This window comes from Burkholderia sp. 10_S31 (genome assembly GCF_056930375.1).
Genome location: NZ_JBXOWK010000002.1, coordinates 1,015,486 through 1,041,687, shown reverse-complemented (window position 1 = coordinate 1,041,687; position 26,202 = coordinate 1,015,486). Strand labels below are relative to the sequence as shown.

19 protein-coding genes and 1 pseudogene are annotated in these 26,202 nt (G+C 64.2%); 14 read left to right on the top strand and 6 right to left on the bottom strand.

Translation table 11 applies throughout. The annotated features are described in order from the left end of the window. Nucleotides 1–33 precede the first annotated feature (33 nt). Together AC1Z3W_RS19190 and AC1Z3W_RS19185 are read right to left on the bottom strand one after the other, a co-directional pair. The gene (locus AC1Z3W_RS19190; RefSeq protein ID WP_175827014.1) at nucleotides 34–1,401 is read right to left on the bottom strand and encodes an ATP-binding protein; all 1,368 of its coding nucleotides are present in this window, start codon (nucleotides 1,399–1,401) and stop codon (nucleotides 34–36) included. After that, complete coding sequence (locus AC1Z3W_RS19185; RefSeq protein ID WP_057929080.1) at nucleotides 1,398–2,063, bottom strand: response regulator; 666 nt, start codon at nucleotides 2,061–2,063, stop codon at nucleotides 1,398–1,400. The genes AC1Z3W_RS19190 and AC1Z3W_RS19185 overlap by 4 nt, the downstream gene beginning before the upstream one ends. A gap of 291 nt (nucleotides 2,064–2,354) precedes the next feature. Between AC1Z3W_RS19185 and AC1Z3W_RS19180 the strand changes: the two genes are divergently transcribed. From AC1Z3W_RS19180 to AC1Z3W_RS19160, 5 genes are all read left to right on the top strand, one after another. Then, entirely contained in the window at nucleotides 2,355–4,406 is a 2,052-nt protein-coding gene (locus AC1Z3W_RS19180; protein ID WP_483508260.1) for a PepSY domain-containing protein, read from the top strand. Nucleotides 4,407–4,487: 81 nt separating this feature from the next. Next, nucleotides 4,488–6,623 carry a TonB-dependent receptor gene (locus AC1Z3W_RS19175; RefSeq protein ID WP_244104955.1) on the top strand — a complete coding sequence of 712 codons (2,136 nt, stop codon included), beginning with the start codon at nucleotides 4,488–4,490 and terminating at the stop codon, nucleotides 6,621–6,623. Nucleotides 6,624–6,680: 57 nt separating this feature from the next. Further along, complete coding sequence (locus AC1Z3W_RS19170; protein WP_483508258.1) at nucleotides 6,681–7,499, top strand: hypothetical protein; 819 nt, start codon at nucleotides 6,681–6,683, stop codon at nucleotides 7,497–7,499. 22 nt (nucleotides 7,500–7,521) lie between these two features. Further along, on the top strand, nucleotides 7,522–8,565 hold the full coding sequence (locus AC1Z3W_RS19165; RefSeq protein ID WP_124835012.1) for an ABC transporter substrate-binding protein: 1,044 nt from the start codon (nucleotides 7,522–7,524) through the stop codon (nucleotides 8,563–8,565). Nucleotides 8,566–8,807: 242 nt separating this feature from the next. After that, entirely contained in the window at nucleotides 8,808–9,974 is a 1,167-nt protein-coding gene (locus AC1Z3W_RS19160) for a porin (RefSeq protein ID WP_483508257.1), read from the top strand. 252 nt (nucleotides 9,975–10,226) lie between these two features. Here the strand turns inward: AC1Z3W_RS19160 and shc are convergent, their stop codons facing one another. After that, nucleotides 10,227–12,272, bottom strand: a complete 2,046-nt coding sequence (gene shc, locus AC1Z3W_RS19155) for a squalene--hopene cyclase (protein WP_483508256.1) — start codon at nucleotides 12,270–12,272, stop codon at nucleotides 10,227–10,229. Between the two features lie 52 nt (nucleotides 12,273–12,324). On the opposite strand from shc, the gene AC1Z3W_RS19150 reads away from it, so the two are divergent. Further along, nucleotides 12,325–13,041 (top strand): TetR/AcrR family transcriptional regulator, encoded by a 717-nt coding sequence (locus tag AC1Z3W_RS19150; RefSeq protein WP_057929074.1) that lies wholly within the window; start codon nucleotides 12,325–12,327, stop codon nucleotides 13,039–13,041. A 57-nt stretch (nucleotides 13,042–13,098) separates the two neighbouring features. Here the strand turns inward: AC1Z3W_RS19150 and AC1Z3W_RS19145 are convergent, their stop codons facing one another. Continuing rightward, a complete protein-coding gene (locus AC1Z3W_RS19145; RefSeq protein ID WP_483508254.1) occupies nucleotides 13,099–14,487 on the bottom strand; it encodes an amino acid permease in 1,389 nt (462 codons plus the stop codon). Nucleotides 14,488–15,162: 675 nt separating this feature from the next. Between AC1Z3W_RS19145 and AC1Z3W_RS19140 the strand changes: the two genes are divergently transcribed. Beyond that, complete coding sequence (locus AC1Z3W_RS19140) at nucleotides 15,163–15,417, top strand: hypothetical protein (protein ID WP_124835017.1); 255 nt, start codon at nucleotides 15,163–15,165, stop codon at nucleotides 15,415–15,417. A 145-nt stretch (nucleotides 15,418–15,562) separates the two neighbouring features. Continuing rightward, a complete protein-coding gene (locus AC1Z3W_RS19135; protein ID WP_057929072.1) occupies nucleotides 15,563–16,735 on the top strand; it encodes a 4-hydroxybenzoate 3-monooxygenase in 1,173 nt (390 codons plus the stop codon). Nucleotides 16,736–16,826: 91 nt separating this feature from the next. On the opposite strand, the gene AC1Z3W_RS19130 is transcribed toward AC1Z3W_RS19135, so the two are convergent. Further along, a complete protein-coding gene (locus AC1Z3W_RS19130; RefSeq protein ID WP_057929071.1) occupies nucleotides 16,827–17,726 on the bottom strand; it encodes a helix-turn-helix domain-containing protein in 900 nt (299 codons plus the stop codon). Nucleotides 17,727–17,909: 183 nt separating this feature from the next. On the opposite strand from AC1Z3W_RS19130, the gene AC1Z3W_RS19125 reads away from it, so the two are divergent. From AC1Z3W_RS19125 to AC1Z3W_RS19105, 5 genes and pseudogenes are all read left to right on the top strand, one after another. Then, on the top strand, nucleotides 17,910–18,746 hold the full coding sequence (locus AC1Z3W_RS19125) for an SDR family oxidoreductase (RefSeq protein WP_175827020.1): 837 nt from the start codon (nucleotides 17,910–17,912) through the stop codon (nucleotides 18,744–18,746). A gap of 85 nt (nucleotides 18,747–18,831) precedes the next feature. Further along, on the top strand, nucleotides 18,832–20,613 hold the full coding sequence (locus AC1Z3W_RS19120) for an FAD-dependent oxidoreductase (RefSeq protein WP_483508340.1): 1,782 nt from the start codon (nucleotides 18,832–18,834) through the stop codon (nucleotides 20,611–20,613). A 14-nt stretch (nucleotides 20,614–20,627) separates the two neighbouring features. Then, entirely contained in the window at nucleotides 20,628–20,969 is a 342-nt protein-coding gene (locus AC1Z3W_RS19115; RefSeq protein WP_057929069.1) for an NIPSNAP family protein, read from the top strand. Between the two features lie 34 nt (nucleotides 20,970–21,003). Further along, nucleotides 21,004–21,189 (top strand): annotated as a pseudogene (locus AC1Z3W_RS19110) (SDR family oxidoreductase); the annotation flags it as partial. A 110-nt stretch (nucleotides 21,190–21,299) separates the two neighbouring features. Continuing rightward, the gene (locus AC1Z3W_RS19105; RefSeq protein ID WP_483508253.1) at nucleotides 21,300–22,673 is read left to right on the top strand and encodes an MFS transporter; all 1,374 of its coding nucleotides are present in this window, start codon (nucleotides 21,300–21,302) and stop codon (nucleotides 22,671–22,673) included. Between the two features lie 116 nt (nucleotides 22,674–22,789). On the opposite strand, the gene AC1Z3W_RS19100 is transcribed toward AC1Z3W_RS19105, so the two are convergent. Then, nucleotides 22,790–23,731, bottom strand: a complete 942-nt coding sequence (locus AC1Z3W_RS19100) for a dihydrodipicolinate synthase family protein (protein ID WP_057929066.1) — start codon at nucleotides 23,729–23,731, stop codon at nucleotides 22,790–22,792. Nucleotides 23,732–24,316: 585 nt separating this feature from the next. Here AC1Z3W_RS19100 and abaF point away from each other — a divergent pair. Then, nucleotides 24,317–25,696, top strand: coding sequence for a fosfomycin efflux MFS transporter AbaF (gene abaF, locus AC1Z3W_RS19095; protein ID WP_483508252.1), 1,380 nt, complete (start codon nucleotides 24,317–24,319; stop codon nucleotides 25,694–25,696). Nucleotides 25,697–26,202: the final 506 nt, after the last annotated feature.

The following is a 26,202-nucleotide window of genomic DNA, read 5'->3' as shown; positions in this document are numbered from 1 at the left end:
GGCTGGCGAAGCTTCACCGGGCCGTATGTCGAACTAGGCATGCGTCGCGTTCGTTGGAATCTCGAAGATCATCGACAAGCCGCGCCCCCCGGGGCCGGTTTCGGTAAAGATACGACCGCCATGAAGCTCCACGATGCTGCGGCAGATCGCGAGACCGAGGCCATTGCCCTTGTGCTCACTACCTGCCCTGTGAACGCGGAAGAATCGTTCGAAAATGCGTTCGCGCTGCTCGGCCGGCACGCCCGGCCCATCGTCTTCGACGCGCACCTGCCAGCGCTCGTTCGTCAGCGTGGAACGCAGCGCGACGTGGCTACCCGGCGGCGAAGCGGCGAGCGCGTTGCTGAGCAGATTCAACAATACTTGCCGTATCCATCTGGATTCCATTTCGACCTGTCCGTTTCCCGAGTGGGTCAGCTCGAAATGCTGATCGTGGTGTTCGGCGAGAACCTGCGCGTCTTGCGCAAAACTCTGCAGAAACGGTTCCGGGTTCTTCGATTGCAGATCGAGTTTGACGGCGTGCGCATCGGCGCGCGAAAGGAACAGAAGATCCTCGATGATCCGGTGTAGTTGTTCGAGTTCGGTGATCTGAGTCTGTACGGCCCGCTCCTGATCGGGCGTCAATTGACCGTCGACGATGAGCTTCTCGGCTTGCAGGCGCACGAGCGTCAGCGGTGTCTTCAGTTCGTGTGACGCCTCGGCCGTAAAGCGGCGAATCAGGTTGAACGATGTTTCGAGCCGGTCGAACATCTGGTTGAGAAGGCGCGCGAGATTCGAAATTTCGTCACGCGCCCCCGATACGGGAATGCGTTCGCTCAGGTTGTCCGAGCGAATGCGGTCAGCCGTGTCCTGGATCGTGCGCAGCGGCCGCATGGCCATGCGGCCGAAGCCGAGCCCGATGACGCTGCTGATCACAATCGCCGCAACCAGCAGTCCATAGAAAGTGCGCCTGTACGCGATCATCGTGATCCTGACGGATTCTTTGGGCGTCGCGATCAATACCGTGTATGGCCCGAGTGCGAAACGACCTGCTCGCAATTGGGCCGTGCCCAAGGCGCCGACGTTGTAGATATCGGCGCCAGGCGGCGGCGTCATGTCGCGCTCGTGAAGCGCGTGCGAGCGCGATACGATTTTTCCGTCGCGGTCGCGGACCTCGATGAAGAACAGTCCTTGCCCATTGGTTATCATCGTCTGTACGCCCTGGCGTACCATCGCTTCAGTCAATTCTCCGTTGCGAGCAAGGGTGGCGGCCCGAATCTGCTGGAACTCCACCTGATTGAGCAGATCCAGCGAGTGGATTGCCTGATGCTCGACGAAATGTCGACCTGCCTGATATAGCGCCGCAAACGTGATGGTCGACGCGAGGACGTAGCAAATCGCGAGGCGCGCACCGATGGATTTCATACGAGTTGGTAGCCGACGCCGCGCACGGTCTTGAACAGTTGTTCGCCGAGCAATGCTTCGAATTTGTTGCGCAGGCGGCTCATGTAGACGTCGAGCAGATTGGTATCGACGTCGTAATGGGAGTTCCAGATTTTTTCGGCGATCAGCGTGCGGGGTAGAACCCGCCCCGGGTTTTGCAGGAAGAACTCGAGTAGCGCAAATTCTCGACCGGTCAGATCAATGGGTTTCTCTTGCACATGAACGGTATGGCCCCGCAGGTCGAGCTTGATGCCCCGGTGCTCCAAAACCGTTTCCTTGACGGTCGAATGGCGCCGGAGCAGCGAGCGCAGGCGCGCGAGCAATTCCTCGAGGCTGAACGGCTTGGGCAGGTAGTCGTCGGCACCGACATCCAGCCCCGTTACACGATCTTCGACTGCGTCGCGTGCGCTCAAAATGAGTACCGGTTCGTTGAAGCCTGCACGGCGCCATTGGCGCAGCAGGTCGAGTCCGTCGCCGTCGGGTAGGCCCAAATCGAGCAGGATCGCGTCGTAGCCTGATTCGCACAACATTTCCTGCGCCTCGGCGCAGGTCTTTGCCCACGCCACCGTGTATGCATGTTCGCTCAGTGCCTGCTTCAGAAAATGACCGAGTTTGGGTTGATCTTCCAGGATGAGAATCTTCATGATGTAGCCGCTTCGAGGATGGGCCGAGGCTAACGCACACGGATCGACGTGACAAGGTTCCCCGGGCTTCGCTCGGGTTTTCCCGATTGTCGCGAGCGATGTGTGCGATGCGTCCTTGTCGGACGCTCGCGATCGATTCGGATGCGCCGCAACCGGGGCTGCCGAACGCCGTGCTGTTTTGATGGCGACCGGACCGTCGGGACTTACCCTAAAGATCCACCGGAATTCAGATTACATTTAGCCTCGTCGTCGATCATGTGCAACACGATTAGCCTTCCAATAGATCGACTCATGAAATTCGCTTTCCGTCCCTTGTTGCTGCAGATCCATCGCTGGTCGGGACTGACCGTCGGCCTGGTGATCTGCCTCATGGGGATAACCGGGGCTGCCATCGTGTTTCGCCCGGCGCTCGAGCCCGTGGTGAACCACGATTTGCTGACCGTTCCGGCCTGCATGACGCGTGTGCCGCTCGATGTGCTTGCCGCGAACGCAGCGGCCGTGAGGCCGACTGCAAAACTCGACTATGTCCGCATCGTTGCCGGCGAGCCGGGCGAACTGCGCATGCCGGCGGCGATGGTTCGTTTCACGGACGAGGTTTTCGTATACCTCAATCCGTGCACGGGAGAGGTGGTCGGACAGCGGGCGCGTTACGGCGGCGTGCTCGGCACGATCGAGCAAATTCATCGCTTCCGCTTCATGAAGCACGGCAGCCTGATTACGGGCACAAGCACGATATTTTTCGGCCTCGTGCTCGTCATCGGCGGCCTCGTGCTCTGGTGGCCACGTACCGGCAGCGGCTGGCGCTACGCGTTCGCGCTCCGGGCAGGCAGGCCTGCAAGGGTGTCGGCTTTCCGTTTGCATCGGGTTGCAGGCGTGTGCGCGAGCGCGGTGCTGCTCGCGCAGGTCTTCACTGGGCTGCCATGGGCATTCGATTGGTATGCACACGGCATCTACACGGTCACGGGGTCGCCGAGACCGAAGAAGCCGAAGTCTTTGGTGCCGGCGAATGGCGCCGCTCGCCTGTCGCTCGAAACGTTCTGGCGTACGGCACAGGAACGGGTGCCCGATCCGCAGGATGCGTTGCTGCATATTCCGGACAAGCCACGCGAGCCAATCGAAATGTATCTGATCGCCCGCGATGCGCCGCATCCGAACGCACGCACGATGTTGTTCATCGACGCATACACAGGCAAGGTGCTGCGCTTCGTGCCGTACGAGCAGAGCAGCGTCGGCTTTCGGTTGTACTTCTGGATGCTGTCCTGGCATACGGGCCAATATGGCGGCGTGCTCGCCCAACTGCTGCTGCTTCTCGGCGCGTTGACGGTACCGGTGCTCGGCTACACGGGTATCCGCAATTTCGTGCGCCGCACCCGCGGGCCGGTGCCGAGCGACGCCCGGCTGGAGGTGCGTGTTGCGGCCAAGACGGTCGAAGCCGATGGCGTGTGCGCGTTCGAACTGGTCGGACAAAAGGGAGAGAAACTGCCATCGTTCACGGCAGGCTCGCATATTGACGTGTATGTAGGCGGGTTCGTGCGCCAGTACTCACTGTGCGGCGATCCGCGAGACCGGCAACGCTATCTGATAGCAGTGCTGTGCGCGCCGGAATCGCGTGGCGCTTCGGTGGCAATGCACGAACGCGTCGAGGTAGGCGACCTGCTGGAGATTGGGGTGCCGCGAAACCACTTCGCACTGGACGAATCAGCGCCGGGCTCGCTGCTGCTCGCGGGTGGGATCGGCATTACGCCGATCCTCGGAATGGCGGAGCGGCTCGCGCAACGTGGCGCCGATTTCGAAATGCATTACTGCGCGCGTTCGCGCTCGCGCGCTGCATTCCTGGAACGGCTTGCCCGCTCGTCATTCGCGCAGCGGGTGACCTATCACTTCAGCGACGAGTGCTCGGGGACGCGGCTCGACATCGACCATGTAGTCGAGCGGCAGCCCGCCGGTACGCATCTCTACGTATGCGGTCCGGAGCGTTTTACGGATGCCGTGCTGGATGCTGCGCGGCGACACGGGTGGACCGAGGAACGGTTGCATAGCGAGCGGTTCGCGGCACAGGCGAAGCAACCTGCAATGACGCATGCCTTCGACGTTCGGGTGTTGAGCACGGGGAAAATGTACCGTGTTGCGGAACACATGAGCATTACGACGGCATTGGCCGGACATGACATCGAGATTCCGATGTCGTGCGAGCAGGGAATTTGCGGGACATGTGTGACGCGGGTGGTTTCCGGCGAAGTCGAGCATCTGGATTCGGTGTTGACAGAGGTGCAGCGGGAAAACGGGTATTTCACGCCGTGCTGTTCGCGGGCTAAAGGCGAGTGTCTGGTGCTGGATATCTGAGCGGCGGGATGCTCGGCAGGACAGGCAAGTGTGTATAACGCAAAAATGGAGGAGATCTTGTTTAGGAGAACGATAATTGCGATGGCTGTAATTTCCATCGCACAGCATGCGCAGGCTGCCTCGGAAGCGGGAGCTGCAGCGATGCAGGCTGCGACTACGTCCGGCATCGCGCAGAATTCGACTCCGGATGTATCGAGCAAGGCGCAGGCTTCGGCGAAGTTGGCGTCGAACGATAAGGAGGCGTTGAGCAAGGCGACGAAAGCGGCGCAGGCCGTTGGAGATTCGGCCGATGCCAACAATGCGTTGCCGATGAGCAAACAGGTATTGAATTCCGGCGCGCTGCAGGACGCACAGGCTGGCGTGACCGATGCCGTCAAGAACCAGGCGGGTGTGTCGCCGACGAACTCGTCGGGCAGCCCCGCCGATGCGGCGCAGATTCGGGGCATCAAGGTCAACCTGTTTGCGAACTATCGCCTCAACGGCGGCCTCGCTACCGCAAACGTCATGTCGGTGCCGTCGGAGGACAAGCAGAGCATCGAAACGCTGAAGGGGGCGAACGCCCTGATGTACGGGGTTGCGAGCCCGGCGGGCATTATCGACATGATAACCAAGCGGGCGCCTTACGATCACGACGTCGCGTCGCTGGCGGTTCTCGGAAATTCATTCGGTCAACTCGGTATTCAGGCCGATGTGAGTCATCGTTTCGGCCGTGAAAAGCAGTTCGGCATACGTGCGAACGCATCTGAAACGCACCTTTCGAACGGTGTGAAGGACGCGGACGGCCGCGGCTGGTTTGCCAGCGTAGGGCTCGACTGGAACGTCACGGACCGGCTGCGCTTTCAGTTCGACGTCGAGGATTACGAGAAGCAGGTGGTCGAGCAGGCCGGCATCAGCCTGCCGAAGGCCGTCCACGGCGTGGTGCCGCTCCCGCGTGTGCCGGACCCGAGGAACCTGCTGTCCGGCAAGTGGGCGCAGTTCAGTGCGCATTCCCAGAATTATCAGGGGCGCGTCGATTACGATTTTTCGCCGAATTGGACGGGACACATCGAAATCGGCCAATCGGACGGCACCCGCTCGCGCCAGACTACCCGGATCGGCGGCTATAACGTGTTTACCGGTGCTGGAGGCGTCGCGACGGTCAGCAATATCGGCGTGCTCTATATCAACAAGTACAAGAGCGCGGAGATCAACGGAAAATTTGACACCGGGCCGGTTTCGCACAATCTGACTCTCGGGGTGGCAAACAGCCAGCGGATCGACGAAACGCTTTGGATGAACAAGGCCACGATTTCGCAGAAGATCAACATCTTCGACCCGGTTCCGTTGCCTGCGCCCGTGTACACGCAGCCGAATTCGACGCTGCCGCTGCAAATGGACGAGGACACGGGGTTGTACGCGTATGACAGTGTCGGCTTCGGACCGAAGCTGAAGGTGCTGCTCGGGTTCCGGGAAAGTCGCTCCACGGCGACTTTCGGAAGCGATTCGTCGTCGACCTGGGTACCGTCGCCGGCGGCCGGCATCATCTACGAATTCTTGCCGGAGACCCAGTTGTTCGCGAGCTATATGCAGGGCCTCGAGGACGGCGGCGTGGCGCCGGAAAGTGCCTCGAACGCATATCAGGTTCTTGCACCGGCGGTATCGCGGCAACTCGAGATCGGCGTTCGCGAACAATATTTCCCGTGGATGCGCTTCACGGCATCGGTATTCCAGATCACGCGCGCGAACGCGGTTACTGATCCGATCACGAACGTCTTCGCGAACGACGGCACGATCAAGTATCAGGGCGTGGAAGGTGCGCTTACTCAGGACATCACGCGTGAATGGTCGCTGTCCGAAGGCATCGAGTATCTGCATGCGATCCAGAATCCCGAGTTTGATCAGCTGATCGCCGGACTGACGCCGGAAAACACACCGAAATGGGTGGGCAACGTCGGACTGACGTACCGTCCGCGCTGGGTCCCGGGCCTCTCGCTGAACACGCGTGCATCGTTCATCTCGCAACGTCCGCTGAATCCCCAGGACCAGGGCAACCTCCCCGGTTACACGATCTGGTCGCTGGGGGCGGGGTACTCGACGAAGATCGACGGCAAGCACGTGAACTTCAAGCTGGCCATCGACAACCTGTTCAACAAGCGCTACTGGAACTCCGTGCAGACCGGCACGCTCGGCATCGGCATGGACCGCAGCGTGAAGTTTGTCGCGAAGGTGGACTTCTGAACGCACGCCTCAATCCTTTCAACGTTTTTCTGAACAACTTCCATGAAATCCTCTTCCATGACGAACATTGGTCGCGCCGTTGCCGTAACGATGGCGCTCACCGGCCTGCTGCACGCAGGAATCGCGAGCGCTACGGAGGCCGCGGGGACTGCCGCCGCCGCGTCGGCCGCGCTGCCGGCCGACGATCAGGGTCTTTCGCTGATCGTCACGTACCAGACGACGCCCGCAAACCGGCCCTTGCTGCAGCGCGAACTCGCGCTGTCGACTGCGCGCGAACTCGCGCAGTGGAAGCACGACGGTCGTCTCACACGGTACAACCTGCTGTTCAACCGCTACGCGGATTCCGGCAACTGGGACGCGATGGCTGTTCTCACGTTCGCCACGCCTGACGATCTGTACCGCTGGCGCAAGGTCGAGGAAACGCACCCCGGCGCGCTTTCCGCGAAGGCGCTGGCGGTGACGACCTCGATCCGTACGGCGCCGGTCGATCTTCGGCGTTCGAACGTTGCCGCGTCGGACGCCGCGCCGGGCTCCGTGTATGTAGCGATTCCGTACAAGACGGAGGTGTCTGCCAGTGACTACCGAAAATATGCGGATGCCTACGTCATTCCTCAGTTCAAGGGATGGATGGACGAGGGCGTGCTGGCCGGTTACTCGATCTACATGAGCCAGTTCCCGGCCGCACGCGAGTGGGATGTGATCGCGATCCTGCAATACAAGAGCGAGACCGCATTGAGCGATCGCGAAGCCATCGTGAGCAGGGTGCGTGAGCGCCTGAAGTCGAATCCCGAATGGAAAGCCATCAGCGATAGCAAGCAACGTGTGCGAGCCGAAGGGCAAGTCGTGGTTGCCGATCCCGTCGTTGCCGGCCGATAACTTTTACTCCACGGGACCTTTCATGAAGAAGCTCGCAATTGCCTTCGTCGCCACCTGCATGGTGAGCGGTCTTGCAGCGGCAGCGGAGAGCGGCGCCGCGTCGCCGCTGACTGTCGGAGCGACCGACACGTCACCGCAGCGCATCGTACTGCTGGTCGATGAGATCAAGCAGGTTCGCAATTTCCCGGTGGTGCTTGCCGAACGTCTCGGATACCTGAGCGACGGGAAGACAGTCGTCACCGTCATGAACACGCGCGACGACGTGCCGAGCGTCGATCTGCTCAAAGATGGCCGGGTCGACGCAGTGATGGCCTACTATCACCATAACGTCGTCAACCGGTCGCACGGTATCGATACCGAAGCAGTCGTCACGTTGGGCGTGACGCCTGGCGCCAAGGTATATGTCGCGAACCAGGTGCGTGAAAAGTACCGTCGCGTGACGGACCTGAAGGGCGCACGCATCATCTCCGGCGGCGCCGGATCCTCGAAGACCACGGTCGCGAACGCGCTCGTGCTGGCCGGAGGCAACGGCATCGGCGACTACACGCGACTCCCGACGAAGTACGCGAAGAACGTCGACACGTTGCGTAGCGGCGGGGCTGATTTGGTCGTGGCGCCGACGCCGGAGGGCGATCTTTACGAGTCGCAGGATGCCGGGACAGTCTTTGCCGATCTGACGACGCCGCAAGGCACGAAGGCGGCACTGGGCACGCTGTTTCCTTCAAGCACGGTGTACATGATGAGTGCGCGAGTGAAGGCGCATCCGGAGATCGCACAGCAGCTGGCGAATGCATTCGTGCGCACGCTGCGTTACATCAATACGCATACGCCGGAGCAGATCATGGAAGTGATGCCTCCGGAGATCGTGGGCAAGGATCGCACGGCATACCTGAAGGTGTTGAAGGAGGAGATTCCGATGTTTGCCAACGACGGAAGGATGTCTGACGACGGCGCTACAAAGGAGTGGCAGGTGCTGACAGCGGCCAATCCGGCATATCACGGCGTGAAGGTCGATCAGACCTATACCAATACGTTCGTCGACAACGCGTTGAAGACGTTGCACTAAAGCGAATGTCGGGCGGCGCGTGCGGCGGCTACGTCTGCACGCGCTATGCAATTGCCGCCTCGGGAAGTTGCCGCGCCCGGTCGTACTCATCGCGCTACTTCTCCCGGTTTCAACATTGCTCATGGCGTGAGCGTTCGATTGTCGTTCACGACTATTCGACAGAGAGTCGCACGCCAGTTTCCGATTGCCTTATCGGGGGGGCGATGAAAATTATCATTGATTCGCACTATTAATTATTTGCGATGTTTAAAAAATTGCAGAATTTCAAGATCGGCAAAGCCGGAATGTGCATCGCCTTGGCGGTCGCCGCGTCCGGCACCGCGCATGCGCAGAGCAGTGTCACGCTTTACGGTTCGATCGACGCAGCTCTTGCCCACTACAACAACACCGGTGGCCGTTCGCTGTTCGCCATGCAAAGCGGCGACAACGAATCGTCATACTGGGGGTTGAAGGGGGCCGAGGAGCTCGGTGGCGGACTGAAAACGATCTTTACATTGGAAAGCAGCTTCGACGTCACGAACGGGCAGCTTTCGGACTCCAGGCGCCTGTTTTCACATAACGCCTTCGTCGGTCTGTCCAGCAATGCATTCGGCACGCTCACGGCGGGCCGCCAGTACGATCCCACCGTCGATCTGATCCAGCCGATTACCGGCGATGCGATGGCCGGCGCGCTGTTCACGACCCCGGGTGATGTCGACAACAACGACAACTCGTTCTGGGTCAACAATTCGATCAAGTACACGAGCCCGATCTACGGCGGCTTTCAGTATGAGCTGATGTACGGTTTCGGGGGCATCGCGGGCAATACTGCCGGCGGACAAATGTATGGCGCCGCGGCCTCGTACAATAACGGCGGGCTGACGGTTGCCGCGGGGTATCTGTTTGCCAGAAACGACGCCAGTGGCAACGGCGCGGCCGACCTGAACCAGAACAACTCGGTTGTGCCGCTGTCCGGCGACATCTCGATGTACGGCTCGCGCCAGATTATCCAGGCGGCCGTGCAGTATGCGATCGGCGATCTTACGGCCAATCTCCGCTACAGCAACGCTCAGTACAAGCCATATGCAAACTACGGCGCGTTCAACCGTACCGAGACGTACAACATCGGCGGCGCGGCGCTTCAGTATCAGATCACGCCTGCCTTGAGCGGCTCGATCAACTATGTGTATACCCGTTCGAGCGGAGCCTCGTCGGCCACCTACAACAACGCAGGCGTGAACTTTACCTATTCGCTGAGCAAGCGTACGAGCCTGTACGCCGAAGCGGGTTACTCGCATGCGAGCGGTACGACGTTCAGCGACGACGGTTTGGCGACCGTGGCCGCCGGCGGCACGATCGGCGATCTGGGGCCCAGCGCAAGCACGCGCTCGCAGGTCGCGACCATTGTCGGCATCACGCACAAGTTTTGAGCGCGCGCGGAGGGTGGCAAGAAGCTGGTGGCACGAGCTCGCCAGGACGAGGGCAGCAGTGCCGCGCAACTTGCGTGACCGCATGCATGCGGCGATGCTCCCATTCTGCAACGGGTGCCGATCGAGCGGTGAGGTGCCGGATCGATCAGGGGGCGGGCGGCTGCATGCTGATCGACGCGGGATTCGTGTGACGAGAAGAAGCATCGGGCGGCAGCGCGTTCGAACGCAGGCTGCTGCCCGACGCCTGACCGCTTACGCGATTGCGGGAAGCGTTGTCTCGGCCGACGGCATGCGATTGCCCGATGCCGCCGCCGCGCCGGCCAGACGCCGATAGCGCGCGAGCGCCCACAGCGGGAAGTACGCGGTATAGCCGTGATACTTCAGGTAGAAGATGCGCGGAAAGCCCGGCGCATTGTGCGACCGGTGCCACCAGAAGCCGTCGTCCTGCTGCACGGATTGCAGATATGCGATGCCGCGCTTGACCGAGTCCGATTCGCCGTCGCCGAACGCCATTTGCGCGAGCAGTGCCCACGCGGTGCAGTTCGACGTGCTTTCGCCCGCATTGGTGCCGGCGAGCGCCGGGTCGCTGTAGCTGTCGTTCGTCTCGCCCCAGCCGCCGTCCGCGTGCTGGCGTGCGCGCAGCCATGCGAGCGCGCGGGCGATGTACGGCTGCGACGGATCCTCGCCCGCGAGCGCGAGCCCCGCCAGCACGCTCCACGTGCCGTACAGGTAGTTCGTGCCCCAGCGGCCCCACCAGCTGCCGTCGGGCTGCTGCGTGCGCTTCACGTAGTCGATCGCGCGCGCGAGCGACGCGCGATCGTCCGCGCGCTGCGTGACGCCGAAGCACAGCAGCACGCGGCCCGACACGTCCTCGGTCGGCGGATCGAGCAGCGCGCCGTGATCGGCGAACGGGATCGCGTTCAGGTACAGGCGGTCGCAGTCGGCATCGAAGGCCGCGAAGCCGCCGTTGCGCGATTGCAGCCCGCGCATCCAGTCGAGCGCGCGTGCGACGCGCGCCGCATACGGATGCGAGCCGTCCACGTTGCGATGCGTGCGGCCGCGGCGGTCGAGCATCGCGGTGACAACGGCGCTGTCGTCGATGTCGGGGTAGTACGGGTTCGCGTACTGGAACGCCCAGCCGCCCGGTTGCGTGTCGGCGGGCGCGTTTTCGATCCAGTCGCCGCGCAGCTCGTTCACCTGGCGCTCGGCCAGCCAGTCGTACGCGCGCGCGATGCGTGCGTCGAGTTCATCCAGTGCGCTCGCGGGCGTGGGGGATTCCTGCACGGCCACGCCGCGCGCCTGTTCGAGCGCCATCGTGCTCCACGCGGTGTCCCATACCGGCGACAGGCACGGCTGGCAGTACACGCTGCCGTCGGGCCGCGTGACCAGCAGTTTCTCCAGCGCGTTCTCGCAGTCGCGGCGCAGCGGATGATCGTCCGGGTAGCCGAGCACGTCCATCATCTGGTAGCTGTACACGATCGGCGGAAAGATCCCGCCGAGGCCGTCTTCGCCGTTCATGCGCTCCGCACACCAGGTTTCCGCATGCCGGATCGCGCGCTGCCGCAGGCGTTTCGGCAGCAGCGGCTCGACATGGCGCACCATGCGGTCGAGCGCGAGGAACGCGCGGCGCATCCCGCGCGCGGGCGGGAAGTACTGGCGTTCCTGGTCGGGCGGCGTGACGAACAGCTCCGGGATCGCGACGTTGCGCGGGTTGCGCGCACGCGCCTTCAGCGAGCACAGCACGAGCAGCGGCACCATCGTCGTGCGCGCCCAGTACGCGACCTTGTACATCGAGATCGGCACCCACTTCGGGAACAGCACGAATTCGATCGGCATGAATGGCGCCGCGCGCCACGGCACCTGGCCGAACGTCGCAAGCAGGATCCGCGTGAACACGTTGGAGCGTGCCGCGCCGCCGAGCTTCAGGATCGCGTCGCGCGCACGGACCATGTGCGGCGCATGCTCGCTGTCGCCCGCGGCCTTCAGCGCGAAGTACGCCTTCACGCTGCACGACACGTCCGGGTCGCCGTCGACGTACAGATCCCACCCGCCGTGCGTGTCGAGCCGCTGGATCGCGCGCAGGTAGCGCGCCATCTTCTCCTGGCGCGCGTCGTCGATCCTGTCCATGAAATGCATCATCAGGATGTATTCCGCGGTGATCGTCGCGTCGGATTCGAGTTCGAAGCACCAGCTGCCGTCAGGCTGCTGAAGACGCATCAGCGCATCGCGTCCACGGGCGATCGCGGCGTCGAGCGCGGACCAGGGGGAGGGGGCGGGTTTGTTCATGCGGCGGATCATACCATCCAGCCGGAATGTTTATATCGAGACCGCGGGTGCTAACATCGCCCCCATGAAAAAACGCCTCGAACCCGCTTCGCGCCACACCGCCGCGCGTGTCGACACGGCCGGACCGGCCGACGCACGGGACGCGCCCGAGCCCACGCCCGCCCCCGTCGCCGGCGTGCGGCGGAAAAAGGCACCAGAACAGGTGCGCGCGCAACTGCTGGAAGCCGCGTCGGAAATCGCGACCCAACACGGCGTGGCCGCGTTGACGCTCGACGCGGTCGCCGAGCGCGCGGGCGTGACGAAGGGTGCGCTGCAGTATCACTTCACGAACAAGCAGGGCCTGCTCGATGCGCTGTTCGGGCAGGCGACCGAGCGCTTCGCGATGCAGATGGCCGCGCGCCTGGCAGCCGATCCGCACGGCGACGGCGCGGCGGCGCGCGCGTATCTGCATGCGGTGCTCGACACCGCACAGCCGGCGGCGAGCACCGACGTGCTGCGCGTGCTGGTCGCGTCGATGATTACCGAGCAGGAGACGCGTGCGCGCTGGTCGGTGCCGATGCGCGAGTGGACGCGGCCGGACCCGGTGCCGCTCGAGCGGGCGGCGACGCTGATGATCTGCCGGCTGGCGGCCGACGGGCTCTGGATCTCGGAGCTGCTCGACAGCGTGGAGATTCCGGCCGAGCTGCGCGCGGAGATCGTTCGGCAGCTGGACCGGCTGAGCGGAAGCGAGCCGCCGGCGGGCACGGGCAAGAGCAAGGGCGCGCGCGGCCGGCGCGGTTGAGCGCGGTTTTAGCCGCCGAACACGGTCGTGCCCGCGCCCGCGCTGCATTCGCGAGAGTCAGTCGAGCGACGACGCGCCGAATCGCGTTGGCATCCGTTGGCCCTTCGTCGCGAAGAAAATGCACGTGACGATCGCGATCCAGAGCGGACCGACGATCACCGCAATGCGCGTCGCGGGAAATGCGGCCATCAGCGTCACGACCACCAGCAGGAACGCGAGTGCGGCCACGTTACTTGACGGGAAGAACGGTACCCGGCAATGCAGTTTCGCGATGTCGGTCGCGCGAAGCGTCTTGCGAAAACGGTAATGGGAAACGAGGATGACACCCCACGTCCACAATGCGCCGAACGTCGACACGGCCGTCAGCCAGACGAATACGTGTTGCGGGCTCAAGTAGTTGAGCAACACGCCGAGCAGCGAGCAAGCGCAGGAGAACGTCAGCGCGACCGCCGGAATGCCGTTGCCCGAGATGCGGGCGAACATTGCCGGTGCCTGTTTCTGGAGCGCGAGATTGTAGAGGAGCCGGGAGGTGCCATACAGGTTGCTGTTGCACGACGACAGCGCTGCGGTCAGCACGACGAAGTTGATGATGCCCGCGGCAGCGTGAATGCCGAGGCGATCGAAAGTCAGGACGAACGGGCTGCCCTGGGTTCCGATGCGGTCCCACGGATAGATCGACATGGTCACGAACAGCGCGCCGACATAGAAGATCAGCACGCTCCAGAACACCGAGTTCACTGCGCGGGAGAGCGTCTTCTCGGGGTTGCGGGCCTCGCCGGCGGTGATGCCGAGCATCTCGATGCCCTGATACGCGAACATGACCATCGGCAGCGCCTTCAGCACGCCGACGATACCGTTCGGCATGAAGCCGCCGTGCGACCACAGGTTCGAGATGCCGGTGGCGATCCCGCCGTTGCCGATGCCGAAGACGATCATGCCGGTGCCGACGACGATCATCAGCACGATCGTCACCACCTTGACCAGCGCGAACCAGAACTCGAACTCCCCGTATGCGCGTACCGCGACGAAGTTGACGGCGGTGACCGACGCGAGCGCGGCGAGCGTCCAGATCCAGGTCGGTACGTGCGGAAACCAGATGTTCATGTAGACACCGGCCGCGGTGATCTCGCACATGCTGCCGACCAGCGCGGTGAGCCAGTAGGTCCAGCCGGTCAGGTAGCCGGCCAGCGGGCCGAGATAGTCCTGCGCGTAGCGGCTGAACGATCCCGCGACGGGGTTCGTGATCGCCATTTCGCCGAGCGCGCGCATGATGATGAAGATCGCGACGCCGGCGAACGTGTAGCTGAGCAGGATCGCCGGGCCAGCCGTCGTAATGGCGCTGGCCGAGCCGAGAAACAGCCCGACGCCGATGGCCGTGCCGAGCGCCATCAGGCTGACGTGGCGCTCCTCGAGTCCTCGGTGCAGCGATGCTTGCCGTTGCGACATGTCGTCTCCGTTCATTGCCGCGATACCGGTGACGCGCGCCTGCCGGATGCGGCTGTTGTTTGTTGGGCAATGGTGGATGGCATGAATGGCCCGCGGCGGATGTGACGGGTCACGTCCGCCGTGTGCCGTGCCATGCAGCGATTATTTCGAAGAGCTGCGTCAATGGACAGTGAGCAAACCGGCCGGATCGTAATCGCCAATGTGCAATCTGCCGGGGACGGCCGACGCTTTGCGCAATGGCGTCGGTGCGCACGGAATGCCAGGGGAAAGCGTGCAACGTGTGCGAATCGACTCGCAGGATCGGCGCTTGCGGTCGACCGTTCGCTCCGGTTTCGACTGGCGCGGAAGTCGGCGCTCGCATGTCACGACCGGACGAGTGCGATCGATTCCAGCAAGCGTCCTCAATTTTGGGGATGCCGTCGCGACGCGGAGTGTCTACGATCGGCAACGGAATAGCGGGGAACGGATGCAACCGACGCGGCACAGCGACCACGTTCGAAGGCCGCGCTGCATTGATCCGATCATATGACCGAAGTCATCACACGGGCGGCAACGTTCCGACACAGCGCGCGCGTACCGTGACGGGATGCGTGTACGGCGAGCCGGACGTAGAGCCGCGCGACGCCGTGCCGGCGCGGCCGGGCGGGACTTCGTGTTTCGGGGAGTATCGATCACATGCTGACGAGAGACTATGTGGAGCGTGAGCTCTCTCATATCGAAAGAATGGTCGCGTTGCTGGAAAGCGATGCCGATACCGGCGATGCGGCCATGCCGTGCGCGATGCGCGTGAGTCGTCCGAGTTACTGGCGCGGGCGGATCGAAGCACTGCTGGCGATCCCCGGCTTGCCGCGCCACGTGACGAAATTCGGCAACGTGCTGCTCGCGAAGATCGACGGGATGGAGTCGCGGCGGTCGACGGTGAAGCCCTGACCGGGCGGGTGCGCGCCGCACCTGGCCTGACGCGCCCGTTCCGCCTTTATCCATTATCGAGATAGTCCATATTCCGGATATCGCGTTGCGGGATAGCGGGCGCTGCCGCCACACTTGCGCAAAATCAATCCCACCGGAGACATTCATGCGTACGCAAGTCGGCATCATCGGCGCAGGGCCCGCGGGCCTGCTGCTTTCCCATCTTCTTCATCTGCGCGGCATCGAGTCGGTCGTCCTCGAGACGCGCGGACGCGAACAGATCGAATCCACCATTCGCGCCGGCGTGCTCGAACAGGGCACGATGGACGTGCTGACCGAATCGGGCGTCGGCGATCGGATGAAGGCGGAAGGCGCGCTGCATCACGGCTTCGAACTGGCGTTCGAAGGCAAGCGCCGCCGCATCGACCTGACCGAGCTGACCGGCAAGGCGATTACCGTCTACGCGCAGCACGAGGTGCTGAAGGATCTCGTGGCCGCGCGCGTCGCGGCCGGCGGTGCGCTGTACTTCAACGTGTCCGGGACGACGATTTCCGGTATCGATACCGACGCGCCGTCGATCCGCTTCGTGCACGACGGCGTCGAACAGACGCTCGACTGCGATTTCGTGATCGGCTGCGACGGCTCGCAGGGCGTGTCGCGCACGATGATCCCCGCCGCATTGCGGCAGGACTACGAGCGGGTCTTTCCGTTCGGCTGGTTCGGCATCCTCGTCGAAGCGCCGCCGTCGTCGGACGAACTGATCTATGCGCGCCACGAACGCGGCTTCGCGCTCGTCAGCACGCGCTCGCCGAACGTGCAGCGCATGTATTTCCAGTGCGACCCGAAGGATTCGGTCGACCACTGGTCCGACGATCGCATCTGGGCGGAGATGCATGCGCGCGTCGACTCCGCCGACGGCCAGCAGGTCGTGGAAGGGCGGATCTTCCAGAAGAACATCGTCGGCATGCGCAGCTTCGTGTCCACGACGATGCAGCACGGCCGCCTGTTCCTCGCCGGCGATGCCGCGCATATCGTGCCGCCGACCGGCGCGAAGGGCCTCAACCTGGCCGTGTCGGACGTGCGCATCCTGACGTCCGCGTTGCAGGCGTTCTATGACGAAGACCGCACCGACCTGCTCGACGCGTACAGCGAAACCGCGCTGCGCCGGATCTGGCGCGCCGAACACTTCTCGTACTGGATGACGCGCATGATGCACCGACTCGACGACGCGTCGCCGTTCGAGCAGCGTCTGCAGGTCGCGGAGCTCGAGCACGTGACGACGTCGCGCCCGGCGGCGATGGCGATGGCCGAAAACTACGTCGGCGCCGTCGCGGTCTGACACCGCGCGACGGAGTCGGCTCTCCCGGTCGCGGCGTCGATGCGCCGCGACCGGCTCCGCCGTGCGAAACGGCTCTCGCTGCGCTCTCTGTTTACGACGGGCCTGGCATCAGGTCGCGATGGGCCGATTCCCGGAACTCGCCCGGCGTCTGGCCGGTCTGCTTGCGGAAATAACGGCTGAAATACGCGCTGTCCGCAAAGCCCATCTCGTGCGCGATCTGCTTCACGCTCAGGTTCGAATAAACGAGATCGCGCTGCGCTTCGCGAATCAGATGCGCATTGACGACCGCCGTTGTCGAGATCCCCAACTCCTCCCGGCAGACGCGCGCAAGCTGCGCGGCTGTCACGCCGAGCCGGTCCGCATAGAATTCCACCGGTCGATGCTCGCGAAAATGCGTGTCGATCAGCTCGCGAAAACGCCGCAGCAACGTGCCGCGCCGGTCGGTGCCGGCATGCGACGGTGCCGCCGCGAGATCGCTCACGCGTGCGACGTGAACGACCAGCGCCACCAGCAGCGCCATCCCGGCCGCGCCGCGGCCGCGTGACGTGCTGCGAAATTCCTGTTCGAGCAACGCGAACAGCGGCATCAGCATCGACACGCTCGCGTCCGACCCCTTGACCGGAATCACCGCCGCACGGTGCAGGATCGACAGCGCGCCCGGCGCGGCCGTCTTGACCAGCGTTTCCAGCGCCCGCTGCACGACCGTGATCACGAGACCGTCGATCTGCGGCGAGAACTCGAACGCATGGACCGTCTGTGCGGGCAGCAGCACGAGGCACGGCGGCGTGAACGTGTGCTTCTCGCTCTCGATCACGACGTGCCCGTGCCCGCCCCGGATGTACAAAATCTGCAATAGCGCATCGTGACGGTGCGCGGCGATATGCCAGTCGTTCGGCCGGCTGCGCTCCGGAATCCATTCGAAGTTGAACGCGTCGTACCAAGGCGGACGAGCCGATTCGCCATACAGATCGTAGTTAGGGATTCTCCTCATGCCCCGCGGCCTCCTGTGTACAAATTGTCCTGTTGCTTGCGGCGTTTGTCCAATTTTCGCGCGATGCGCGCTTCTATACTTTTCCCATCGACGTAGCGCTCGCAGTCAATACATCGCGCGACGTTCGGGCAGCATGTGCCGGATCGAGCCGGACATTTCCAGCCTATTTCAAAAGGATACCTAATGTTATCGCAAGCAGACCATCAGCAGCAGGACTGGCTTCGTCTCGACGGGCAGGTGTGTGTCGTGACGGGGGCGGCGGGCGGCATCGGCACGTCGATCGTGGAAGCGTTCGTGGCGGCCGGCGCGCGGGTCGCACTGCTCGACCGCGACGCCGACAAGACCATCGCGCTCGCCGAGCGGCTGCGCACGACTGGTGGCGACGTCATCGCAATCGGGTGCGATATCGGCGACGCCGCCAGCGTGACCCAGGCCGCCGAGCGAGTGGAGCGCGATCTCGGCCACGCCGACGTGCTCGTGAACAACGCGGGCCTGTTGCGTGCGGGCGGCATCGAGACTATCGGCCTCGACGCATGGAACGCGATGCTGCAGGTCAATCTCACGGGCTACATGCTGTGTTCGCAAGCGTTCGGGCGCGCGATGCTCGCGCGCGGCTCGGGCTCGCTGGTGCATGTCGCGTCGATCGCGGCTCGCTACCCGCAGACGCATAGCGGAGCGTACAGCGCGAGCAAGGCGGCGGTCGCGATGCTCGCGCGGCAACTGGCGGCGGAGTGGGGGCCGCGCGGCATCCGCAGCAATACCGTGTGCCCCGGGATGATCCGCACGCCGCTGTCCGAGTCGTTCTACGCAAGCGGCGACATCGAGGCGCGGCGCAGCGCGATGACCGCGAGCCGACGCATCGGCCGTCCCGACGACATCGCGAACGTCGTCGCCTTTCTCGCCAGTCCGCGTGCCGCGTATGTGAACGGCGCGGAACTGGTGGTCGACGGCGGCCTCGACGCGATGCTGATGGATCTCGTTCCGCGGCCGGGTTACGAGGCCGGTGCCGGCGCCAGCTGATTCAACGACATTGCCGCGCTGCATGCAGGCACGCCGCGTCTGGCGATGCGGCCGCGCGGCTATTCCATAAACGGAGGAAGACATGATGAACGATCGGCAGCGTTCGACGCACGTTACGTGCGATCTGCTTGTGATCGGATCGGGAGCGGGCGGCCTGTCCACTGCGATTACCGCGCGCAAGGCCGGCCTCGATGTGATCGTCGTCGAGAAGGAAGCATGCTTTGGCGGCACGACTGCGTTTTCCGGCGGCGTGCTGTGGATACCCGGCAATCGCCATGCGAGCGCGAACGGCGTGCGGGATACGCGCGATGCGGCGCGTACGTATCTGCGCGGCGAAACAGGCGCGTTCCACGACGCCGCCGCGATCGAGGCCTTCCTCGAGCACGGCCCGCGCATGCTCGACTTCTTCGAGCGCGAAACCGACGTGAAATTCGTCCCGACGCTGTATCCCGACTATCACCCGAACGTGCCGGGCGGGGTCGACATCGGCCGTTCGGTCGTTGCAGAGCCTTACGATGCGCGGCGGCTCGGGCGCGATCTCGAGCGCCTGCGTCCGCCGTTGAAGACGATCACGTTCATCGGGATGATGTTCAATTCGTCCAATGCGGACCTGAAGCACTTCTTCAACGCGACGCGCTCGCTCAAGTCGGCGTGGTACGTGACGAAGCGACTTGCCGCGCATCTGAAGGATCTCGCGCTGTACCGGCGCGGCGTGCAGGTCACGAGCGGCAACGCGCTGGCCGCACGGCTCGCGAAGTCCGCGCTGGATCTCGGGATTCCGATCCTGACCAGCACGCCCGCGCGCGAGCTCGTCACGGAAGGCGCATGCATCGTCGGCGCGACGGTCGGGGTGGACGACGCGAGGTATCGCATTACCGCGCGTCGCGCGGTCGTGCTGGCGAGCGGTGGCTTCTCGCACGACGTCGCGCGAATCGCGCGGGCGTACCCGCACGTTGCGCGCGGCGGCGAGCATGTGTCGCCGGTCCCGACCGGCAACACCGGCGATGGTGCGGCACTCGCCGAACGGGCCGGCGGCCGCGTGGAGATTCGCTATCCGCAACCGGCCGCATGGATGCCCGTGTCGCGCGTGCCGCTCGGCGACGGCCGCTTCGGCGTGTTTCCGCATCTGCTCGATCGCTACAAGCCGGGCGTCATCGGCGTGACCCGTCGCGGCATGCGCTTCACGAACGAATCGAATTCGTATCACGACGTCGGCGCCGCGATGATCGCGGCCTGCCGCGACGACACCGAGACGGCGATGTGGCTGGTGTGCGACCACGCGACGATCCGCAAATACGGGCTCGGCTTCGCGAAGCCCGCGCCCGTGCCGCTCGGGCCGCTGTTGCGCAACGGCTATCTCGTGCAGGGCCGCACGCTGGCGGAACTCGCGCAGCGGGCCGGCATCGATGCGGCGAACCTGGAGGCGACCGTGCGGCGCTACAACCACGACGCCGCGCGCGGCGAGGATCCCGAATTCGGCCGCGGCACGACGTCGTTCAACCGCTATCTCGGCGATGCCGACCATCGTCCGAATCCGTGCGTGGCACCGCTCGGCGACGGGCCGTATTACGCGCTGAAGGTCGTGATGGGCGATCTCGGCACCTTCGACGGAATCCGGACCAATGCGGTCGGGCAGGTGCTGGCCGCCGACGACCGGCCGATCGCCGGCCTGTATGCGGTCGGCAACGATCGCGCCAGCATCATGGGCGGCAACTACCCGGGCGCGGGGATCACGCTCGGCCCGATCATGACGTTCGGCTACCTGAGCGCGCGCCATATCGCGGGTCTTGCCGACCAGGCCGACCTCACCGAAGCGGCACCGCCCGCCGCCGTCGCGCAGCCCGTCGACACACGCGCGACCGCGTGAACCTGGAGCAGACCATGACACCCTCGAAAGCATTCATCGACCATCGCATCTATACGATCCGCCCGCGCGGCATGGCGGAGTTCATCGAGATCTTCGACCGGCTCGCGATGCCGATCCAGGTGAAGTATCTCGGTGCGCCGGTCGGCTTCTACATGAGCGACATCGGCGCACTGAACCAGGTCGTCCATCTGTGGGGCTACGACAGCATCGCCGACTACGACGCGCGGCGCACCGCGCGCGATGCCGATCCGGACTGGCCCGCGTATCTGCAGGCGTCCGGCCATCTGATCGTCGCGCAGGAGAGCCGCATCGTCCGCCGTGTCGAGTTCCCGAGCCTTGCGTATCTGACGCGTTGAGCGCATGACGATGAAATCGGAATACGACATGAACGACACACGTGCGGCAAGGGCGGCGATCGAACGCCGCACGCCGCTCGGCCGCCTCGCCGAGCCGGACGAGATCGCGTCCGCGATCGCATTCCTCGCATCGGATGCGGCGAGCTACGTCACCGGTACCGTGCTGAACGTCGATGGCGGCTGGCTGGCCTGCGGCGCGGCGGATTCACCGCCCGGCTGACCGGTGCCGCGCATCCGGCACCGGACCTGCAACGAAACATGACCATGGAGATGTCCGCGCGCATGCGGCGCATCAGCGCTGTCGTGCGCCCGGACCGAAGGAGACACAAGATGAAAACCCAAACGCGTACGCTCGACGTGCAGTCGTTCATCGACGGCGAGCGCTTTTCCCCCTGCCAGTGGCTGATCCTGATCCTGTGCTTTCTGGTCGTGGCCGCCGACGGCTACGACACGGCCGCGATCGGCTTCATCGCGCCCGCGCTGACGCACGACTGGGGCATCGCGCGCAGCGCGCTCGGCCCGGTGATGAGCGCGGCGCTGGCCGGGCTCGGTATCGGCGCGCTCGCCGCCGGCCCGTGCGCGGACCGGCTCGGCCGCAAGACGGTGCTCGTGCTGTCGGTGGCCTGCTTCGGCGCGTGGAGCATGGTGTCCGCGCATGCGCAGTCGATCGAGGCTTTGACCGCATTTCGCTTCCTGACCGGGCTCGGCCTTGGCGCTGCGATGCCGAACGCCGTCACGCTGATGTCGGAATATGCGCCCGCCCGGATCCGCGGCGTGGCCGTCAACGCGATGTTCTGCGGCTTCTCATGCGGGCTCGCGGTGGGCGGCGTCACGTCGGCATGGCTGATTCCCCATTTCGGCTGGCAAAGCGTGCTGACCGCGGGCGGCATCGGGCCGATCGTGCTGGCGGTCGCGCTCGTGATGCTGCTGCCGGAGTCCGCGCAGTATCTCGCGGCACGGCCGGGCACGCATGCGCGCGTCGTACGAATCCTTGCGCGGATTGCACCGCGCGAGCGCTTCGACGACTGCACGTTCGCGGCCGCCGGCGCACGCGCTCAAGCGGGTGGGGCGTCCGCGCTCGCGCAGGTGCTGTCCGCGCAGTTTCGTTCGCGCACGCTGATGCTGTGGGTGGCCTACTTCATGGGACTGCTGATCTATTACCTGCTGACCAACTGGATGCCGACGCTGTTTCGCGACGCGGGCTTCAGCGCCGAAGGCGGCGCGCTGATGACGTCGTTGTTCCCGCTGGGCGGCGTGCTCGGCAATCTCGGTGTCGGGTGGCTGATGGATCGCTTCAATCCGAACCGGACGATCGTGCTCGCGTATGTCGTGGCGGCGCTGCTGGTGCTGGTGGTGAGCCGCACGATCGGACACGCCGCGTGGCTCGGCACGCTGATCTTCCTGTGCGGTACCGTGGTGACGAGCGCGGTGACGTCGATGTCGGCCTATGCGGCGAGCCTGTATCCGACGCATTGCCGTGCAACGGGCGTGGCCTGGATGCTCGGCATCGGACGAATCGGCGGCGTGGCCGGCGCGTTCGCCGGCGCGATGCTGATGGGGCTCGGCTGGCGCTTCGGCGATGTGTTCAGCCTGCTTGCGGTGCCGGCGCTCGCCGCGGCCGGTGCGTTGTACGCGATCGGCCATCGCCGCACGGAGATCACCGAACAGGAGCGCGCGACCGGGGCGGCCGTGCAGCAACACTGATTCGGCAGGCGCCTGCCGAGTGCGCGCGGAAAAGAAAAAGCCACGGATTGCTCCGTGGCTTTTTGCCATCACGCAGCCGTGTCACGGCCGCGTATCGCACAGCGTCGCGCGAGCGCTCAAGCGATCGACTTCGACCAGTTCGCGTACCAGTTGCGGAACAGCGTGTACTGCGCTTCCGCGTAGTTGCGCTGCGCGTCGCTCAGTACATCGGTTTCGTTGAAGTGCAGCGTGTATTCCTTGTCGCCGTTCAGCACCATCAGGTGCTTGTAGAACAGGACCAGGTCGCAGCCTTCGTCGAACGACGACAGCACGGCCAGCGCCGCTTCCAGTTCCTTCGCACGCACGCGCGCCACTGCATCGCCTTGCGCGGCCTTCTTGCACAGATCGACCAGTTGCAGCACTTCGCGCGGCAGCGCGTTGCCGATGCCGGTGATCGCGCCTGCTGCGCCGCAGTTCACGAAGCCGTGGAACACTTGCGTGTCGACACCGGCCATCAGCGTCACGCTGTCGTCCTGCGACGTGATGTTCTCGGCTGCATAGCGCATGTCGGCGGCGCCGCCGAATTCCTTGAAGCCGATCAGGTTCGGGTGCTGGCGACGCAGTTCGAAGAACAGGTCGGCGCGGGTCGCGAAGCCGTAGTACGGGCTGTTGTAGATCACGGCCGGCAGGTTCGGCGCCGCGTTCAGGATCGCGGCGAAATGTGCCTTCTGTGCGGCCGGCGACGCGCCGCGCGACAGCACGCGCGGGATCACCATCAGGCCGTGCGCGCCGACCTTCGCGGCATGCGCGGCGTGCGACACGGCTTCCTTCGAGTTCACCGCGCCGGTACCGACGATGGTCGGCACGCCGGCTTCGACCAGGCGCGCGACGCCTTCCTGGCGTTGCGCTTCGGTCAGCAGCGGCCAGTCGCCCATCGAGCCGCAATACACCACCGCACGCATGCCGAGTGCCACCAGCTCCTTGCCCTTCTTCACTAGCGCGTCGAAATCCGGCTGACGATCAGCGGTGCACGGAGTCATCAGGGCCGGAATGGTGCCGGTAAAAATGTTGTCGCTCATCTCGTTTCCTCACATTCAGATAGGGTCAACTGTCATTGCTGGCAACTGGGCTGTGCGCACTTGCCGTCTCGTTGGTGCGTCCGTGATCCGGACGGCGCTGGCCACCTGTTGTTTGCCTCGGTGCCGAAACGTTGCCTCCGGTTTCGCCCGAGAGTCAGCCATCGACGCGTTGCATTCTAGCCAGTCCGCATATTTTATACAATATAAAATAAAAAGGGCGTGACGCGGACCGTCGTCCCGGTGCGCCGGAGAGGGCGGCGAACCGCGCCGCAGCGGCCTCCGACAGGGATAGCGGGCGATCCCGCCGAGGTTGGCCGATGCGCGTCCCGGCGCCGCCCGGCGGCACTCGGAGCCCGGCCGGTGAGCCTGAAATCCGTTCCCATCGCACTTCATCCGACCCCACCGTCACTCCCCGGCAGGCTCCCAGCCGGGGCGGCGAACCTCGCTCGACGTGTCGCACTGCTGCCCAAACCATTTTTGAGATTGCGTAGATTGTGTATTGAATATTGTATAAAATCTTTCGGCGCGCTTACTCGCGAACCGGCCCGTCAAGGGAAATGGAAGACAACGAGAGGAGATTCGGAGATGACAAGTCAGGTCGGCGAGGCAGTCTCGCCTGGTGGTGCGGCAGCCGTGCAGGACACGGCGTCGAAACGGGAATTGAAGCGGGTCGTCGCGGCGTCGATGGTCGGGTCGGTGGCGGAGTGGTACGAGTTCTTCCTGTATGGAACGGCATCGGCGCTGGTATTCGGCACGCACTTCTTCAAGAAGACGGGCAACCCGATCGACGGCCTGCTCGCCGCGTTCGCGCTGTATGCGGTGGGGTTTGCCGCGCGCCCGATCGGCGGGCTGGTGTTCGGCTACTACGGCGACAAGTTCGGCCGCAAGCATCTGCTGCAGGTCAGCCTGATCGTGGTCGGCATCACGACCTTCCTGATGGGCTGCCTGCCGACCTTCGATGCGATCGGCTACTGGGCGCCGGTGCTGCTGGTGTCGCTGCGCCTGATCCAGGGCTTCGCGTTCGGCGGCGAGTGGGGCGGCGCGATCCTGCTGGTCAGCGAACACAGCCCGGACAATCGCCGCGGCTACTGGGCCAGCTGGCCGCAGGCCGGCGTGCCGGCCGGCAACCTCGTCGCGACGATCATCCTGCTGGTGTTGTCGAGTTCGCTGTCGGAGGCTGACTTCCTGTCGTGGGGCTGGCGCGCCGCGTTCTGGTTCTCGGCGGTGGTCGTGCTGATCGGCTTCTGGATTCGCCGCAAGGTCGACGATGCGCCGATCTTCAAGGAAGCACAGGCGCGCCGCGCGCAGAAGCAGGAAAAGCAGCTCGGCGTGGCCCACGTGCTGAAGTACCACTGGCGGCAGGTGCTGATCGGCATCGGCGCGCGGTTCGCCGAGAACATCCTGTACTACATGGTCGTCACGTTTTCGCTGACCTACCTGAAGCTGGTCGTTGGCTTCGATACCACGCGAATCCTGAAGCTGATGTTCGCGGCCAACGCGATCCACTTCTTCTTCATCCCGCTGATGGGGCTGATGTCGGACCTCGTCGGCCGCAAGCCCGTGTACCTGACGGGCGCGGTGCTGACCGCCGGATGGGGCTTCGTCGCGTTCCCGATGATGGACACCGGCAACGACTGGATCATCATGGCCGCGATCGTGCTCGGCCTCTTCATCGAATCGATGACCTACTCGCCGTATTCGGCGCTGATGACCGAGATGTTCCCGACCAACGTGCGCTATACCGCGCTGTCGCTGTGCTACCAGGTCGCACCGCTGATGGCCGGCTCGCTCGCGCCGCTGATCGGGCTGTCGCTGCTCGAGCGCTATCACTCGTCGACGCCGATCGCGTTGTATCTGGTCGCCGCGGCTGTGATCTCGATCGTATGCGTGGGGCTCGCGAAGGAAACGCGCGGCAAGTCGCTGCGCGACGTCGATGCGGAGGCGAGGCGGCGCACGCACGGGTGACGCGGGCGATCGAAGGCTGATCACACGCATGGAAGCCACTCGCAAGGGTGGCTTTTTTGCGGTTCGTCGCGGATGGCCGGGGAACGCGGGCGAGACCTGCCATTGAATCCGCATTCGTTATCGGCCATCTGATTGTCAAGGCGAGCGCTCGATAGCCGAACGACTTCAAAGTCCGATGAACGCCCTTGCCGGGCTTGCGGCTTAAGCGATTTCAGGCCGCAATCGAGAAAGACCACATATTGACGATGATCGATATTCCACATGAATGCGTGGAGGAAATCGAAAGCACAGTGCGACTTCATTATCCAGAAGCCACATCGAGGGAATCGATCTGAAAATTCCGGTGTTTCCGTGAGAATTCGCGCTGCTGCAACGTAGCAACGGGCCGCCATGCCAACCACGCCGCACTCGTACAGGTCGCCGGCGGTTCGAACGAGAAGATAAACCTCGCGGGTTACTACGCGTAGAGCCTCGCTGTCGAAGTGCATATATTGATTTGGGTACAG

Coding starts and splice junctions, on each gene's coding strand:
- AC1Z3W_RS19190 (WP_175827014.1), bottom strand. CDS start 1,401: ATGAAATCCATCGGTGCGCGCCTCGCGATTTGCTACGTCCTCGCGTCG.
- AC1Z3W_RS19185 (WP_057929080.1), bottom strand. CDS start 2,063: ATGAAGATTCTCATCCTGGAAGATCAACCCAAACTCGGTCATTTTCTG.
- AC1Z3W_RS19180 (WP_483508260.1), top strand. CDS start 2,355: ATGAAATTCGCTTTCCGTCCCTTGTTGCTGCAGATCCATCGCTGGTCG.
- AC1Z3W_RS19175 (WP_244104955.1), top strand. CDS start 4,488: ATGGCTGTAATTTCCATCGCACAGCATGCGCAGGCTGCCTCGGAAGCG.
- AC1Z3W_RS19170 (WP_483508258.1), top strand. CDS start 6,681: ATGACGAACATTGGTCGCGCCGTTGCCGTAACGATGGCGCTCACCGGC.
- AC1Z3W_RS19165 (WP_124835012.1), top strand. CDS start 7,522: ATGAAGAAGCTCGCAATTGCCTTCGTCGCCACCTGCATGGTGAGCGGT.
- AC1Z3W_RS19160 (WP_483508257.1), top strand. CDS start 8,808: ATGTTTAAAAAATTGCAGAATTTCAAGATCGGCAAAGCCGGAATGTGC.
- shc (WP_483508256.1), bottom strand. CDS start 12,272: ATGATCCGCCGCATGAACAAACCCGCCCCCTCCCCCTGGTCCGCGCTC.
- AC1Z3W_RS19150 (WP_057929074.1), top strand. CDS start 12,325: ATGAAAAAACGCCTCGAACCCGCTTCGCGCCACACCGCCGCGCGTGTC.
- AC1Z3W_RS19145 (WP_483508254.1), bottom strand. CDS start 14,487: ATGTCGCAACGGCAAGCATCGCTGCACCGAGGACTCGAGGAGCGCCAC.
- AC1Z3W_RS19140 (WP_124835017.1), top strand. CDS start 15,163: ATGCTGACGAGAGACTATGTGGAGCGTGAGCTCTCTCATATCGAAAGA.
- AC1Z3W_RS19135 (WP_057929072.1), top strand. CDS start 15,563: ATGCGTACGCAAGTCGGCATCATCGGCGCAGGGCCCGCGGGCCTGCTG.
- AC1Z3W_RS19130 (WP_057929071.1), bottom strand. CDS start 17,726: ATGAGGAGAATCCCTAACTACGATCTGTATGGCGAATCGGCTCGTCCG.
- AC1Z3W_RS19125 (WP_175827020.1), top strand. CDS start 17,910: ATGTTATCGCAAGCAGACCATCAGCAGCAGGACTGGCTTCGTCTCGAC.
- AC1Z3W_RS19120 (WP_483508340.1), top strand. CDS start 18,832: ATGAACGATCGGCAGCGTTCGACGCACGTTACGTGCGATCTGCTTGTG.
- AC1Z3W_RS19115 (WP_057929069.1), top strand. CDS start 20,628: ATGACACCCTCGAAAGCATTCATCGACCATCGCATCTATACGATCCGC.
- AC1Z3W_RS19105 (WP_483508253.1), top strand. CDS start 21,300: ATGAAAACCCAAACGCGTACGCTCGACGTGCAGTCGTTCATCGACGGC.
- AC1Z3W_RS19100 (WP_057929066.1), bottom strand. CDS start 23,731: ATGAGCGACAACATTTTTACCGGCACCATTCCGGCCCTGATGACTCCG.
- abaF (WP_483508252.1), top strand. CDS start 24,317: ATGACAAGTCAGGTCGGCGAGGCAGTCTCGCCTGGTGGTGCGGCAGCC.